Annotated in this window: 13 protein-coding genes and 2 pseudogenes; 2 read left to right on the forward strand and 13 right to left on the reverse strand. The window is 55.5% G+C overall.

All coding sequences use genetic code 11. From position 1 onward, the window contains the following. Positions 1-8 precede the first annotated feature (8 nt). Both ASC83_RS02465 and ASC83_RS02470 read left to right on the forward strand, forming a co-directional pair. Positions 9-1,544, forward strand: a complete 1,536-nt coding sequence (locus ASC83_RS02465) for a transporter substrate-binding domain-containing protein (protein ID WP_082522307.1) — start codon at positions 9-11, stop codon at positions 1,542-1,544. Next, positions 1,541-3,151, forward strand: coding sequence for a response regulator (locus ASC83_RS02470; RefSeq protein WP_056057417.1), 1,611 nt, complete (start codon positions 1,541-1,543; stop codon positions 3,149-3,151). The genes ASC83_RS02465 and ASC83_RS02470 overlap by 4 nt, the downstream gene beginning before the upstream one ends. A gap of 290 nt (positions 3,152-3,441) precedes the next feature. On the opposite strand, the gene ASC83_RS02475 is transcribed toward ASC83_RS02470, so the two are convergent. The 13 genes and pseudogenes from ASC83_RS02475 to ASC83_RS02500 form a co-directional block, all read right to left on the reverse strand. Then, positions 3,442-3,771, reverse strand: coding sequence for a helix-turn-helix domain-containing protein (locus ASC83_RS02475; protein ID WP_056057419.1), 330 nt, complete (start codon positions 3,769-3,771; stop codon positions 3,442-3,444). A 406-nt stretch (positions 3,772-4,177) separates the two neighbouring features. Continuing rightward, positions 4,178-4,645 (reverse strand): hypothetical protein, encoded by a 468-nt coding sequence (locus ASC83_RS23320; protein WP_082522308.1) that lies wholly within the window; start codon positions 4,643-4,645, stop codon positions 4,178-4,180. Further along, positions 4,642-4,944 carry a hypothetical protein gene (locus ASC83_RS02480; protein ID WP_056057422.1) on the reverse strand — a complete coding sequence of 101 codons (303 nt, stop codon included), beginning with the start codon at positions 4,942-4,944 and terminating at the stop codon, positions 4,642-4,644. The genes ASC83_RS23320 and ASC83_RS02480 overlap by 4 nt, the downstream gene beginning before the upstream one ends. Positions 4,945-4,977: 33 nt before the next feature. After that, complete coding sequence (locus tag ASC83_RS24070; RefSeq protein ID WP_347230962.1) at positions 4,978-5,565, reverse strand: HAD domain-containing protein; 588 nt, start codon at positions 5,563-5,565, stop codon at positions 4,978-4,980. A 79-nt stretch (positions 5,566-5,644) separates the two neighbouring features. Then, positions 5,645-5,857 carry a DUF2384 domain-containing protein gene (locus tag ASC83_RS02485; protein ID WP_056057423.1) on the reverse strand — a complete coding sequence of 71 codons (213 nt, stop codon included), beginning with the start codon at positions 5,855-5,857 and terminating at the stop codon, positions 5,645-5,647. 110 nt (positions 5,858-5,967) lie between these two features. Then, complete coding sequence (locus tag ASC83_RS02490) at positions 5,968-6,468, reverse strand: transcriptional regulator (protein ID WP_235509303.1); 501 nt, start codon at positions 6,466-6,468, stop codon at positions 5,968-5,970. Positions 6,469-6,486: 18 nt separating this feature from the next. Further along, positions 6,487-6,642 (reverse strand): annotated as a pseudogene (locus tag ASC83_RS24500) (helix-turn-helix transcriptional regulator); the annotation flags it as partial. Between the two features lie 9 nt (positions 6,643-6,651). Continuing rightward, on the reverse strand, positions 6,652-7,386 hold the full coding sequence (locus ASC83_RS24255) for a hypothetical protein (protein WP_235509295.1): 735 nt from the start codon (positions 7,384-7,386) through the stop codon (positions 6,652-6,654). A gap of 117 nt (positions 7,387-7,503) precedes the next feature. Next, a pseudogene (locus tag ASC83_RS24505) lies at positions 7,504-7,989 on the reverse strand (TniQ family protein); the annotation flags it as partial. A 2-nt stretch (positions 7,990-7,991) separates the two neighbouring features. Beyond that, positions 7,992-9,353, reverse strand: a complete 1,362-nt coding sequence (locus ASC83_RS02495) for a hypothetical protein (protein WP_140426274.1) — start codon at positions 9,351-9,353, stop codon at positions 7,992-7,994. Positions 9,354-9,454: 101 nt separating this feature from the next. Next, complete coding sequence (locus ASC83_RS23780) at positions 9,455-11,731, reverse strand: hypothetical protein (protein WP_140426275.1); 2,277 nt, start codon at positions 11,729-11,731, stop codon at positions 9,455-9,457. Further along, positions 11,724-12,722, reverse strand: coding sequence for a hypothetical protein (locus tag ASC83_RS23785; protein ID WP_140426276.1), 999 nt, complete (start codon positions 12,720-12,722; stop codon positions 11,724-11,726). The genes ASC83_RS23780 and ASC83_RS23785 overlap by 8 nt, the downstream gene beginning before the upstream one ends. Before the next feature lie 259 nt (positions 12,723-12,981). After that, positions 12,982-13,440, reverse strand: a complete 459-nt coding sequence (locus ASC83_RS02500) for a helix-turn-helix domain-containing protein (RefSeq protein ID WP_140426277.1) — start codon at positions 13,438-13,440, stop codon at positions 12,982-12,984. Between the last annotated feature and the right edge of the window lie 17 nt (positions 13,441-13,457).

Below are 13,457 nucleotides of genomic sequence, written 5' to 3' on the forward strand. Positions count from 1 at the left end.
TCTGGTCCATGAAGCGCCAAATGCGATTTTTTGCCTGCTTTGTGGGCCTTGCGATGGCCGCGGGCAGCGCCTTGGGGCGCTCGCTGGTGCAAATCAAGGACAGCCAAGAGTTGCGCATCTGCGTCGCTGGCTCCAGCGCCGACTACTATCGGACCAATGGGGAGGATTTCGCCCGATACCTTGGTGTTCAAGCGAAAACCGTGACGCTTTCGCAGTGGGATCAGCAGTTTCACAACGCGCAGGGCGTGACAGTTCAGGGAGATCGCTACGAAGCCGCTCCTCTGGCCACTGGAAAATGCGATCTGTACCCGAATGACCTGCACATCACCGAATGGCGCAAGCAAAAGATGATACTGGTGCCGTACTTCACCACGCGCAATGTCGTCGTCTCGCGACCGGAGATGCGATCCGTTTTGCGCGCCGAGGTAGATCTTGCAGGGCGCACTGCATCGGTCCAGGCGGGAACCGCTTACGAAGGATGGATCCAGGGATTCAACGCTGGAGCGGGAGAGCACTCACCGATCGTCATTGAGAACGTACCTACCGCCAAATCCATGCAGGCCGTCGCGCAGCGTCGCGCAGATTTCACCGTGATCGCGGCCGAATCTGCCTTCCACTGGGTGCGTAACGACCTGGAGAACCTGGACATGCTGTTTCCGGTGGGCGAGGCGATCTCGGTAGGCTGGGGTATTTCCTTTGAAGCATCGGACCTCGAGCACGCCATACAGCGCTATTTCACCGACAGTCGTCGGATGGGGTCAGATCTCGATCTGTCCTGGCGACGCAAATATGGCGTGTCGCTGATGGAGTACCAGCTCTTCTCCGCCTCTTTCGACAATAGCGGGAAATGGCACCGGGTTTGGATGGCCTGGGGAATCCCTGGCGGGGCCGCCATTGCGGGAGTGCTGCTGGCCATGCTATTTTGGGCAACGCAGCTCAGGCGCGAAGCGGCCCGGCACAAACTGACCCTAAAAGCGCTGCAGCAAAGCCACGACCAGTTGACCGGCGAGGCCTACCGGCGCAAGGCAGTGTCCGACCTATTGCTCGAGTTGCAACACGCCAACACTCTTGCAGCTTTTGCCCGCACAGTCCTGCACGAACTGGCGAGGCACTTGCCGATGGGGCAAGCCCTGCTGGTGCGAGTAAACGAAGCGCGCGCGATGCAGGCAGTTGCGCACTATGCGGGTTCGGGTGCTAGTGCGGAACAAACGCTCTCTGAGCTGCCCACAACAGCCAGCATGATCGAGCGATGCATCGCAACGGGCGAGTCCGTGCTCATCGAAGCGCCTGGGACTGACTACCTGCGTGTCCAGTCAGGTCTTGGGCATTGCGCTCCCTGCGCCATCTATTTGATGCCGATCAAGCACGCTGGATGTGTCGTGGCCGTCATTGAGTTAGCCGCGACTGAGTCGATCAGGCCAGAGCGCCGCCAGTTGCTAGTGGACATGGAACCCATCATCGCTGTGGGTATCCTGCGCTTCGTTCGTGAAGAGGCCGATGTGGCTCTTGACCTCACCCAGCAAGACAAGAAGGTATCTGCATGAGTGTTTTTGCTGCTTCGAGCCCATCTGCCATTGGGCGAGGCGCACGCTGTCTGGTCGTTGATGACTTTGAGGCGATGCGCAAGGTCACCATCAACCAGCTCCGGCAGATGGGAGTGGAACGCATTGAATCCGCGCGCAACGGTGCCGAAGCCCTGCGCCTTCTGAAGAATCAGCGTTTCGATGTGGTGCTCTCGGACTGGAACATGCCCGTGATGACAGGCGTGGAGTTGCTTCAGGCCATGCGTGCAGACGAACGATTATTCGCAATACCGTTTGTTCTTATCACCGCCGAGGCGGAGCGCAGCCGTGTTCAGGAGGCCATTTCGATGGGGGTGACCTCCCTGCTGCTCAAGCCCTACTCCCCCAAGCAATTGGCTCAAAGGCTGGAGAAGGCCTTGCAATGGAAGCCGCGCGCTCCTGGCGATTTTGCTGGGGAGGGGTTGCCAGCGCAAAATGCGCATGCTCCGGCGACGCAGGACACCGCGAGCACGCCATCAGCCGAAGAGCAGGAAGCTCCTCGACCGACGATACTGATCGTCGACGATACGCCCGACAACCTGCTGCTACTGTCCCAGCTGTTCAAAGGCGAGTATCGGATCAGGCTGGCTCAGACAGGCGCCAAGGCGATGGAGGTGGTGACCTCCGACGACCCTCCGGACTTGGTACTGCTGGACATCATGATGCCCGGCATGGATGGTTTCGAAGTAGCGCGGATGATGCGCGAGCATCCCACATCCCAGAGCATTCCCATCATCTTCGTCACTGCCATGGCGTCGGCGGACGCACGCATCAGGGGGCTCGATCTCGGCGCGGTCGATTTCATTACCAAGCCCATCGACCCCGAAACGCTCAAGCCGCGCGTGCGCAATTTCATGCGCTACGTGCAGCTGCGCAAGGACCTGCAGGCCGAGTTCGACAGCATGGTCGAGGCAGCCCAGTTGCGCGAAGACGTTGAGCGCATCACGCGGCACGACATCAAGGCGCCGCTGGCCGGGGCACTGGGTCTTGTGCAGGCGCTGATTGAGGATGACTCGGTCGGTCGCCGACAAGTGGAGCAGTTGCGCTTGATGGAAGAGAGCGTGATGCAGGTGCTCAACATGATCAACCTGTCATCCGAACTGTACAAAATTGAATCGGGTCGCTTCGTGCTACGAGCGCAGCCCGTGCTTATCGGCGAACTGCTGCGCCGCATAGCCGAGATGAATCGGGTGACCTTCGCGGAGAAGGACCTGTCTATCGCGGTGGACACGGACGTGGCGGTCGGAGCGGAGCCACCTGTAGCGCTTGCGGATTCAACCCTGTGCTACTCGATCTTCCAGAACCTACTAAGGAACGCGTGCGAAGCAGCGCCGCACGGGTCGCGGGTGTCGGTGCAGCTCCAGGATCAGAACCCCTTGCGCATCATCATCAGCAACACTGGAGCTGTGCCAATCGCGATCCGCGACCGGTTTTTCGACAAGTTCGTGACTGCGGGCAAACAGGGGGGGACAGGCCTGGGCACATATTCCGCCAAATTGCTCACCGAGGCCCAGCATGGCAGCGTAGGGCTAGAGGTATTCGATGACACCAATACGACCCGGGTCGTCGTGGAGCTTCCGCGACGGTGATGAAGTCAGTTCACGGCAATCAGCAAACCGCCTGATCAGGATAGCCCAGCCGAAAGCAGCCCTTCACTGAGGTCCACTTCTGGCCGATAGTACCCATTCGCGACTGAGATGCGAACGGCTGCAACCGCTGCGTAGCGGTCGCACGACTGTCCGTGCGTGTAGATAAATGAGAACGCCGATGACATGAAAGGCATAGCCAAAGTGCCCAAGCGTCGACGGTTGGATGCTGAAGAACGCGCCCTGATGATTGCCGCTTCTATCGCGAGCTACCGATCTGGTGAGCTTGGCGCTCAAGAGGAGCAGCGGAACTCCAGCTCAATCTTCCCCGGCCGTCGCCGTATTGTTTTGGTCACCAGGATCGTCACATCGTGACCAAGCATCGCAATCCATTCAAGCATCTTTGCTTCACTCGCACCGCGGAACTGCCCACGAACAATCTTCATGATGTCTGCTTGATCTATCCCAAGTAATTCTGCAGCTGCCTCATGGGTCAGATGTCGCGCCTTGATCGTCCAAGCGATATGTGCTGCCAACGAAGCCTTTCGCTGCAACGCCTCAGCGTCTTGGTATCCAAGGTCGGCATATACATTGGTGCTTCCCACTTCAACTGCGTCTGGCATTTCTGAGCCCTTGGTGCCTAATGATCCCAATCGCAGGTTCCAACGACACGGTGATTGTTCCCGCCATGAGCTCCCGACAAGGCCTGCCAGGGCGATGTGTCGGATTCCGCTAGCGCTTTCATTATGGAATGACTTTCCACTCACCGTCTCAGATGAAGCTCTTCAGGCTTCACGACGACAGATCGCCGCTTAAATTCGGTTCCAGAGCGTTCTGCAATGTAGGCACCGGGCTGACCCGCATTTTCAAATCGCCCAGAGAGCAGATTCGATGAAGGCACCACGAGTAGCCGTGTCCTAGTCTTCACCGTGACCGTAGGGGCGCTTGAACGCGGAACGCAGAAAGAAGTTGCGGAGCTAGGAGCAAGGGATGTACTGAAGATCTGCGAGATTAATGAGGCCTAGGGGGTCAATAGCCCTCAGCACGTGCCACTTCAATTACACGGGCCAGATGACCCTGCTCTATCGCCTGACGCGGTGTCCGGCCGCCCAAAGCGCCCGATGGTGTCTCCAAGAAGGCGAGTAGTGCCCAGCCCTCAGTCGTTCCCAAGGCTTTTGAAAGCTTGGGCAATGCATCCCATAGGGCAGCTTCAAACTGCCAACGAGGCAACTTGAATCCACGCCGGGCCTGGGTCAATCCGATCGCCCGCCCTTTGGTGACCCACGCATTGATCGTCACTGGGGTGGTACCGACCAGATCCGCAGCCATGTCTGTGCTGAGCATGTCATTGGCTTCCAAGCGAGCCGTCCGGGCGGCCAGGCTGCCAGCCAGAAGAGCCTTTGTCTGAGCAGCAGACGCGTAGGGCGACTGATGTTCAACTCCGCTTGGGCTGTTGCTTGTGCGGTGGCGAGTCGTTGAGGTTGAGTTTGTTTTCATGGGGACCTCATCAATGGCCCCTTGCGGCCGTCGATCTTGCTGCTGAAATACGAAGTGCAGGGCGAGTTCAAGGCAACAGTCTGCTTGAGCATGGCCACAAGACGTGAGAGCAAGGCGAAGACCTCGGCGCTCTGGCGAACTGCCGCTTCGAGAACCAACGGGCCAATATCCAAATCCATGAAGCCGATACTGGCTGTCCGACGGCTGAGCACATTGGCCAAGATCGGGAGTGCGTCGCGACGCTTCACGATGCCATCGACAGTTTGCAAGATCGGGAGGATGTCGGAGTGGCGTCGCATCACATCGGTTGGTTGTTTTCAGAAACTACGGGGTTAGGCGGACAACCCTGCATGGCAGCCGCGCAGTTTTTCCCTCAGCTCGTGTTGAACTACAGGGTTGGACAAGCCGGTAGTTCCTTCGCACGCGATCAAATTTTCTCGACAGGAGTCGGGCCACCCCTCCAAATCGTCATCAAGTGCCAGCCACTGCCGGGGCTTTCGGCGACGAGCATCCTCTTGAACTTGCACTCCCCGGGGCATGGTGCGAAACATGGACAGATTCCAAGGATCCACGCCATGGACACGCTTGTGGTACGTCCCACCAATGAACCGCGCACGCAGAGATGCCGGAAGCCGTTTGAGGGTTGCGCTGTATCCGGGGCGGATACACCAGGTGCTACTCAGCACCAGAGCGACTGTCGGGTACGGTTCAAGCACCGACTCCAGGATAGGAATCCATTCGAAAAGAGAGTGCCCTGCAGCCTCATACGGGCTCATGTAGATGCCCTTGCGGGGATGCCAGAGCACTTTTTCATGGTGAACAACACCATCCAGGTCCAGATACAGAGCGACATCCGCGCTGCGGGGAGTAGACGCAGGGAGATACGGGGCGTTCTGGCTAGAGGACATAGCCGTAGGCATTCTGCATGGTGTCAATTGGTCAGCGGTGATAGCAACTGGTCCAGACCTGACTCACGACCAGCTCACTCCCTGCCTATGCTTACGAGTAGGCACCGGATTGAGCTCGCAAGAGCAAGCTCTTCACGACTTCCAGGCCCTCCGGCTCATTGAGCACATCGATGGGTCTTCGACGTTCCAATGCTGGGACCACACCAGTAAGCCCACTGTCCAGCCCCACCTTTGCATCAAAACCGGTTTCGACCATGCCCCGTACGAGCACGGTGAGAGTGGAGATGTCATCTTCAAGGGCCATGGCTTACTCCGTGGAAATGGCGGGGATCAGTGCGAGCCAGCGATGGTGCAATTCTGGGGATTGAGCGTTAAATTCTGGCCGTCGCCAGTCGCTAGTTCGAACGGCGCTTGTCATTGATGAGCCCTACCGGCGATTTCAAGAACGACGCCTTCCTTTAGGTCACGGACTTCTTGGAGGATGCGTTTTCGGACATCTGGTGGCAGAACAGCGGTCATCGGGGACGCTTGCCTCAGTTCCTGCGCTCGATGGGTTCTCCCCAGTGCCTTACGCCACTTGCGATGCTCCAGGATGTCTTTCCACTCAACCCACAGGGTGGCCGATCGTTGATCCCCAGCATTCAGCCACTTTTGCAGGACTGCCTGTGCCTGCTGGAGCAACGCAGGGTCAGCACGAACGCATCGCACCGCTTCTTCATGCAGGGCGAGACTTTGTAGATCCTGGATCCGGTGGCGCGTGGGGTCCGCGGAAACGACGATTCGTGCCAACGGCGCATCACTGCTTGCCCCAGTCGCCGCAGTGTTTGAAGTGACTAATCGCATGGCGTCATCCGCCAACAACGCGAAGTCGCCCAGGATGCCCAAAGCGGATATGGCTTTCAAGTAGGTACCCATGGACGGCGTGGGATCTCCCGCTTCGACTGCTCGCAGCGTCCCGCGCGAGATTCCCACGCGGCTCGCCATCTCTACTGTGCTCAGACCGTAGGACTCTCGGAGGCGCCGGAGCTTGTTGCCCAATTGGAGGAGCAAGTGGAGTTGTAGCAATGAGTAGTTGCTTGGGACGAGCATCTGTTCGGTTTAAAAAAGTGGCATTTGTCGAGTCGATTTAGCCTGCAGCTCTCGTGTAGCAATTGCAAAGTCTTCAGGAGAGTTGGCTCGGAGCCAAGAGACTGCGGCTTTGCATTCGCGATGAATGTCACCGAGCGTGCAATCCGGTCGATGCGCAATGAACTTGAGTATGCTGTTCACAGCACGTTGGCGACGTAAAGGCATGCCATGCCCCTTGCGGTAGCTTCCACCGCGATCGCCAAGTTGTACAAGGCGATCTCGCAGCGCACCGGTTGTTATTCCAAGCTTCTTCGCCGCATCGGCCAGGGTCTCTGCATTCAAAATAATTTGGTTGATATCGGCAGGTAGGCCAGTCATGTCTTCGATCCATAGACTGCTCTGACCAAACGTATCCCATTGCGGTTCGGACCACGGCCTCGAGAGGCGTCGATGGCTTGACGCATCTTGCTCGTGTGCAAACAGAACAGACCACAACAGCAACCACTTCAGCGGGTGGTCCCCTCGACGACCCCTCAGCAGGTCGTGAATCCAAGTGCCTGCCGCCAGGCTGGATTCCGGAGATTGAGCGGTTCGCAACCACTCAGCCAGCTCGGATGCCGAAAACCAACCAGCCAATCTGCTTGTGTTCAAAGGATGCGACCAACTTGAAATGCCTTGTCGCCGCAGTTCATTCAAAGCAGACTGTCGGATTGCGTACAAGTCAAGATGCTCCTGGTGCGCGGCATATTGCGCGAGGCGGGACATTCTCTGGAGGACTTCAAGTTGAGTTGGTGTTGGCTCTGCGTGCAGGTATTCGCCAATCGATACGTTAGGGAGTATCCAGGTGAATGATCTATGTATCGCAGTTTTAAGGGGCTGGGCGTGATCTGAGCAGACCCATGATCCTGCGAGTTGATGGGGCCACCGCCATCTCGGCAATTGCAGGTTTGCTAGATCCTCATTCAGACATGATTCGCAGTAGCGTAAGTGAGAATTCGGAGAAAGGCCGCTCGCCGACATGCCAAGAGTGGTCGTCCACCCAGGTCCGTTTGCTGTCTCCGCGCGGTCAATAAAAATCGCTCGCCTAGCAGGTGTCAGAAAGGGTATGAATATGCCCACTGAGCATCGTGTTCGCAGAAGCTCTGGCAAGTTGCCCAGATTCCCATCGGTAGCATGCACAAAGTGTGGAATCCCCGTAGGTGCATCGCGCTCCTTGCAGGCATGTGCGGCACCAAATAGCAACATTCCAGTGTCACGGTGCGAACCGTTTCCACAATTTTTGTGAAAAGAAGATGCCCACGAATACAGCGACTCATCGCCTCTCCACGCAGGGATGAATGGGAGCTTCTGTTGGGCTTCTGTCTTCATGTTTAGACATCAGCTTGTTTTGCTGCAAGCGCGAGACTGCGTATTTGAGATTCTTGGAAGTTCTCGTCAAGAGACGGATGTGATGGGGTCTTCAGTGGGTCCTTCTTGCTTCGAGTGCTTTGCTTGGGCTTAATAGCCTTCTGGTTAGGCTTATCAGCCATTCCACGCGCAGTGTCTGGGGGCGTTGATATATTGATTTCGACTCCATTCCACAGACGCCTGAACGTCCCTGCAGGTATGTCAGAAAACATTTGCAATTTCTGCCAATCCTTTGCGACCATCGCTTCAATGCGAGGGCGGATGCTGTCAAACGTTTTGCTGTTGCGGTACACGAAATCGATCATCTCGGTATTGATCGCTTTTTGCGCGAACAGCGCGTGTTTTTGAACTTCGCGCCGAAGCCTGCACAGGTACCGTGGCACGCCAGCCGTCCGATTCCAGATGAAGTGATCCAGCGTGGGCTCAGCAATCCCGTTTGGGAGTGGTGAATATGGGGCATCTGGCTCATCAAGCAAGGTGGGTGTCCACAGTCCTGGCATCCAGTGATTGACCCATTCAGCATCTGTAGGTTCGGCAACCGGAAACATCGTGTGCCATCCACCCTCCGAGAAACGATCAGCGTCTTGCGAGAAACTTCGCAATTCGGTGAAGGCCAGAGGATTGCCGAGTACGACTGTAGGGATTCCCCAATTGAGGACCCTCAAGAAGAAGGTCTGGAACTCTCGTGCGAAAGCTGTATGGGCTAAATTTTTTTCCTGCGCTTCCTCCACTATAAGCAGCCCGCAGCAATGGAGGGAGAGTAGGTGCAAGAAAGCGACTGCCTTGCGTTCAACAGTCCAACTCTTGAATTGCTCACGATAGTTTGAACCTAGGGATGCGTCCAACGCAAGAAATGCCGATTCAAGGAAGCCGCCCCTCGAACCGTCCGATGGCATGTGTACCTTCAAGTAAACCAGTTGCTTAAGCTTGGCCCATTGGCATTCAGGTATCGCTCCATGTTCAATCACCGTTGGCAACAACGAGAGATATCGATCAAGTATTTGTGATTTGCCCATTCCAGTGATGGCTTCGAGAATGGCTCCCGAGGCAAATGAGGGAAACCAAGGAACAGACTTCTCCCTCGTGCCTTTGAATTCGGACGTATCGCGGAGGCGTTGCCGATTGGCCTCTATGCGCGGATTGCGTTGCATCAGGCCTTGGTAGAGTATGTTCTGGACGCTAGAGATGAACTCAATCCCGGCACTGCTTGGAACGACAATCGACTTAAATATGTCGACGAGTTCGTGGCGGCGAGCAAGTGGAATCTCAGAAACGTTTTCCTTGCTGATGGGCCGATTGCGCAAAGCCTTTGCGAGCTCTAACATGCCCAGTTTCGGTGGCATGTGCGCTAGCAGTGGATTGCTCTCTGCGTCTTTCAGAAAGGCGAGCAGTGGGTTTGAATCGATTGGAATTTTCCTGCTCCTGATTAGTCTTCGAGTAGTTGGCGCATAACGTCTTCGACTTCCGACGACGGGATTGCCCGAGTGCTCACACTGCTCAGAACAATTGGTGCAGCAGGGGCTTGACCGACCAGTTTCATCCTTTCTGTCTTTGACAGCTTTGGTACTCCACTTTGTGCAGATCGCTCAAGCGAAGTGTTCGCCCGTATGTCACGCTTGAGCTGCGATTTGGTCGGCTTGGCTCCAATGGACTTGATCTCCGCCTTGCGTTCTGTGTTCGCCTTTGACGTGGCTTGTTTGATCTCAGCGGCGCGTTGCAGCCCACGGTTTTGTTCGGCAGCTTTACTGAGAAACGCCACCAGTCGATCGTCTCGGGTAATGGAAAGCCAGTCGAGCAGCGTCATGTGCTGCAGATCGGGGTCTCCACTTTTAAGGTGAAGTAGCTGTAGTGATCCGCCGAGATTGCACCAGCACTGTGAAAGATCCGACGGATTGATGTGAGCCTCAATGTGCTTCCGCTTTCCTCCGAGTGTTCCCAGGGTCCCGGAGCGTTGGAGCCAGTCGTTTATGTAGACCAGTTCAGGTATGAGACGCTTAGCTGCATAAAAGGGGTCGTACAGATGTATTCCCTCTGGCCCAAGAGATCCAGAAATTCGCGGCAGGCAACGCACTTTGAGTGCCGTAAGGTCTTGTGCTGTTGAGCTCAAGTAACCGTTTGCTAGAAGCCACTCGACGGCGCCTCGTCGTGTAGGTTCAACACCGTCACGTCTCATTGCCACCAGGGGTAGCCTGATTACCTCTTCGTTGTTGTGACGCAGAATGCGCTTGATCTCGAGTGGTAAAAACTCTTGGAAGTTGAGCCGAGCAAGTTCCGCACGCGCTGGCTCCCCGCGACGTGGACGACGGCCCATCGTTGATCCAGGAAGAAGGTGGTCAAGATCCTTGTGTGCCCGGTTGAAGTTCGATTCGACAGGAGCCTTGTTGATTGACTGGTAAGCTGAACCGAAGCTCGCTCCTAACTCGATTTCTTCCAGCGTTTTCATCACGGCTTTGTTCTTTCCTTCGCCGTTGTCCATAACGTACTGGCGAAGAACAATAGACAGCCAGTCGCGTGGTTCAATCGTTATGCCATTTTTTGCGCAATAGAGAACCTTGTCTTCTGCAGCATGCAAAATTGCGAGTAGCGCTGTAGTTGAGCTTGCGTGCTCGAATCCCACATACGAACCGAAGATGTAGTCGATCCCAAATCCGGCTCCGATAACCTCCGTCCGTATCGGCGAGCTGAGCGGCTTGAGTCGCGATGCGGAAGAGACTAATGTTTGATCTGTGGGCGTGCTGTCGAGGTACCCCTCTCCGTTCATTGAGTTATGCCGATCCTTAATCTTTCCTTGGCGCCTCATGTACTCTTGCCGGACATGAGTCTCGCCTCGATGGATTTGCCTTGCGGTGAGCGCGTCTGTAGCTCGAGTGCCCCAGTACTCGAATTGGGCTGGGTTGTAGTTTTGAGCTTCTGGGCCAAGCGTGACTACCGCATTGCTTCCTTCCCACTTGATTGAAGTTGCGAACCAATCGTTGAGCGTGTTATGGAAGGCCACCTGAGTTGATACTCCCGGCTTTTTGTACTTACGCCACCCCATTGCAAAGATTTTGCGGACATCTTCTGAGCAGTTGACGCCTGCCAAGCGATTCTCGCTATCGCCAAACTCACGAGGTCTGCCAGTCTTTTTGTTGCTGTGCTTTTCTTTTCCAGGGCCACCAGAATGTGGATACCACGGAAGCAGCGAGTTGCGCAGACCGAGCCCGAGGATGAACGCATTTAATGCCCTCTGCACCTTGGCGCAACTCTTGTGACCAAGCTCTTTGGCACGCATCGTCGGCCATCCTGAGAACTTCGGGTCCAGAATAATCTGAGCTACTGTGCGATGGTGGACAAAGGGTCTGATGAGCTGATATGCGTCTCTTCTATGCTTAAGCCATTTACGTAGATCCCGGCGAGTTTTTCTAAGTAAGTCGGTAGACGAATTGCTATGAAGTTGTTTGTTTGATAAGAGCCAGTGGCTGGGAGTTTCGAATTTCGCTACGGCGAATTCGCCGTCAGCGATCTGTGCCTCAAGAGATGAGAGTCTGCGGAAGACAGGTTTTTTGATGTAATTTTTTTGAAATCCGGCAGAATTTTTTTCTGGGAAGAATGAGATGGCGACTACATCTTCAAACGGGTCCATATGTATGACACGCGCGTACAACATCGGTTGTTTTGTCGGTAGTCGTGTCAAAAGTGCGCAGCCGAGATGGAGTTCACTCATTGGATGCCCCAAAGAAGGTTGCGCGCAGGTTTCGAAGATAGTCTTGACTGGCGCGTCGTATCATCTTTGTTGTCTCAACGGGTATCGTTAGGTCGATATCGATCGACTGTAGCCATATACCCAACCGCCACAGTCGAAAGGGGTCGCGATCGACTACGGATGCTTCTCGGGCGGCCTCTGCGACAGCGTCGCGGATGGGGCGCTCAAGTGCATAGTTATTGAAACTTGCGACATAGTCGGCAAGTTGCCGTGAACCTCTATAAAGACGTAATTCGCTGGTTAGCGGCCGTAGCCATCTCAAGTTTTCAACAAACTTCGGATGAATGGACTCGCCTGTTTCATGATGATGATGAGCCCCGACTGCATGGCAATAAGCTCGATCTAGCTCAATGCGTTCTTGGGCACGGGCACTGTTGGCTGCGATTGCTCCGGGCTTGCAACTTATACCCGCGAGAGGCTTCTGCCGCACCGTGCCGTTCAGCATCAGATCGATAGAGCCAATGTAGGGGACGGTTGTGCCGACAAAGCACCCGTGATCAATACCCAAGTGTTTTGCAATGTCGATCAGTCCTTGTGTAGTGCGCTGACCCTGGTCCAGATGTTGGGCTGGATGCGGATGTTCATACGGCCACATGGGTAAGCACTCGCGTAGTCCCTGTGCACCCAGGTATGCACAAATCAGCGCAGTGTGAAACTCGAGCGAGGATAGAAAATGGTGATTTCTTTGATGGATGGAGACAGAGTCAAAGATTTGGTAGCTGACGGGCGATGAGAAGTTTCTTCGGATTCGAATCCATGGTTGGTAGTGTTCGTCATATCCTTGTCCAGCTCCGGCGCGAATCGCAGTACTGACCTTGCCGAGTTGCCGCAGTGAGTATTGCGACAATGCTTTCCCGACCGGTTGTGTATCCTCTTCCAACAAATACAAATACGGCGCGCTGTACCCTGCCTCCCTCGCGAGCGCACTGGCATTTCTTGATGTAGACGGCATACCGTCTCCCTCCTTGCTCAAGGATGAAGTTAAAGCCTCACGCACAAAGCGTTTGGACAATTCGTAGGAGCTGAGGGCGGGCGGGGTCGACTGGATTCGACGTGCAAAATCCGTAGACTATGTTGAGTCCACTTGCTCGCGCTTGCATTTGTGATGCGAAGCGGATGCTTGACTCGGGATGCGTCTGGCCTGAGAATTCAATTGCTTAGGTTTTGGTTTTGGCCAAGACTTTTCCGGCGAGCCCTCGTGCTCGCCGTTTTTATTTGTGCGTCATATCGCCTCCCTTTTCGGTGAGCCTTGATAGACGGGTCGCACTTTCTTGGAGCGACTCCAGGTAAGCCAGCAATCCAGCTCGCTGAGCCCCATCCAGCCATTGGGCCGTGGTGAGCAGCTGTGACACGAGGCGTGTCTCTTCTTCGGACTCGGTCAGTTGCCATACGGAGCGGATGCACCGATCATGCTTGGCAGCCCAAGCGAGCGCCTCCGTGTCCCCTGGATTTAACTGAAGCAACACGGACAACTGGCCCAGAACACGGTCAGTGAAAGGAGGTCGGCGTCCCTTCTCAACGCCACAGAAAAAAGCTTGGTCGATCCCAACGGTCAGCGCTACTGCTTTTTGGCTGGTCGAACATCTTTCGCGGGCCTGCAATAAGCGACCGGGAAAGAGGAGAAGCTGATTTACTTGTTCCATTTCATTTTTGGACGGACGGTAGTCCATCGCACAGATGCTATCGG

Origin of the sequence: Acidovorax sp. Root402, from assembly GCF_001425125.1 — a bacterium.
Lineage (GTDB): Bacteria > Pseudomonadota > Gammaproteobacteria > Burkholderiales > Burkholderiaceae_C > Acidovorax > Acidovorax delafieldii.

What these genes read in the sequence shown, in the direction of transcription:
- ASC83_RS02465 (WP_082522307.1), top strand. Translation starts at nt 9, where the DNA reads ATGAAGCGCCAAATGCGATTTTTTGCCTGCTTTGTGGGCCTTGCGATG.
- ASC83_RS02470 (WP_056057417.1), top strand. Translation starts at nt 1,541, where the DNA reads ATGAGTGTTTTTGCTGCTTCGAGCCCATCTGCCATTGGGCGAGGCGCA.
- ASC83_RS02475 (WP_056057419.1), bottom strand. Translation starts at nt 3,771, where the DNA reads ATGCCAGACGCAGTTGAAGTGGGAAGCACCAATGTATATGCCGACCTT.
- ASC83_RS23320 (WP_082522308.1), bottom strand. Translation starts at nt 4,645, where the DNA reads ATGAAAACAAACTCAACCTCAACGACTCGCCACCGCACAAGCAACAGC.
- ASC83_RS02480 (WP_056057422.1), bottom strand. Translation starts at nt 4,944, where the DNA reads ATGCGACGCCACTCCGACATCCTCCCGATCTTGCAAACTGTCGATGGC.
- ASC83_RS24070 (WP_347230962.1), bottom strand. Translation starts at nt 5,565, where the DNA reads ATGCCTACGGCTATGTCCTCTAGCCAGAACGCCCCGTATCTCCCTGCG.
- ASC83_RS02485 (WP_056057423.1), bottom strand. Translation starts at nt 5,857, where the DNA reads ATGGCCCTTGAAGATGACATCTCCACTCTCACCGTGCTCGTACGGGGC.
- ASC83_RS02490 (WP_235509303.1), bottom strand. Translation starts at nt 6,468, where the DNA reads ATGGGTACCTACTTGAAAGCCATATCCGCTTTGGGCATCCTGGGCGAC.
- ASC83_RS24255 (WP_235509295.1), bottom strand. Translation starts at nt 7,386, where the DNA reads ATGTCCCGCCTCGCGCAATATGCCGCGCACCAGGAGCATCTTGACTTG.
- ASC83_RS02495 (WP_140426274.1), bottom strand. Translation starts at nt 9,353, where the DNA reads ATGTTAGAGCTCGCAAAGGCTTTGCGCAATCGGCCCATCAGCAAGGAA.
- ASC83_RS23780 (WP_140426275.1), bottom strand. Translation starts at nt 11,731, where the DNA reads ATGAGTGAACTCCATCTCGGCTGCGCACTTTTGACACGACTACCGACA.
- ASC83_RS23785 (WP_140426276.1), bottom strand. Translation starts at nt 12,722, where the DNA reads ATGCCGTCTACATCAAGAAATGCCAGTGCGCTCGCGAGGGAGGCAGGG.
- ASC83_RS02500 (WP_140426277.1), bottom strand. Translation starts at nt 13,440, where the DNA reads ATGGACTACCGTCCGTCCAAAAATGAAATGGAACAAGTAAATCAGCTT.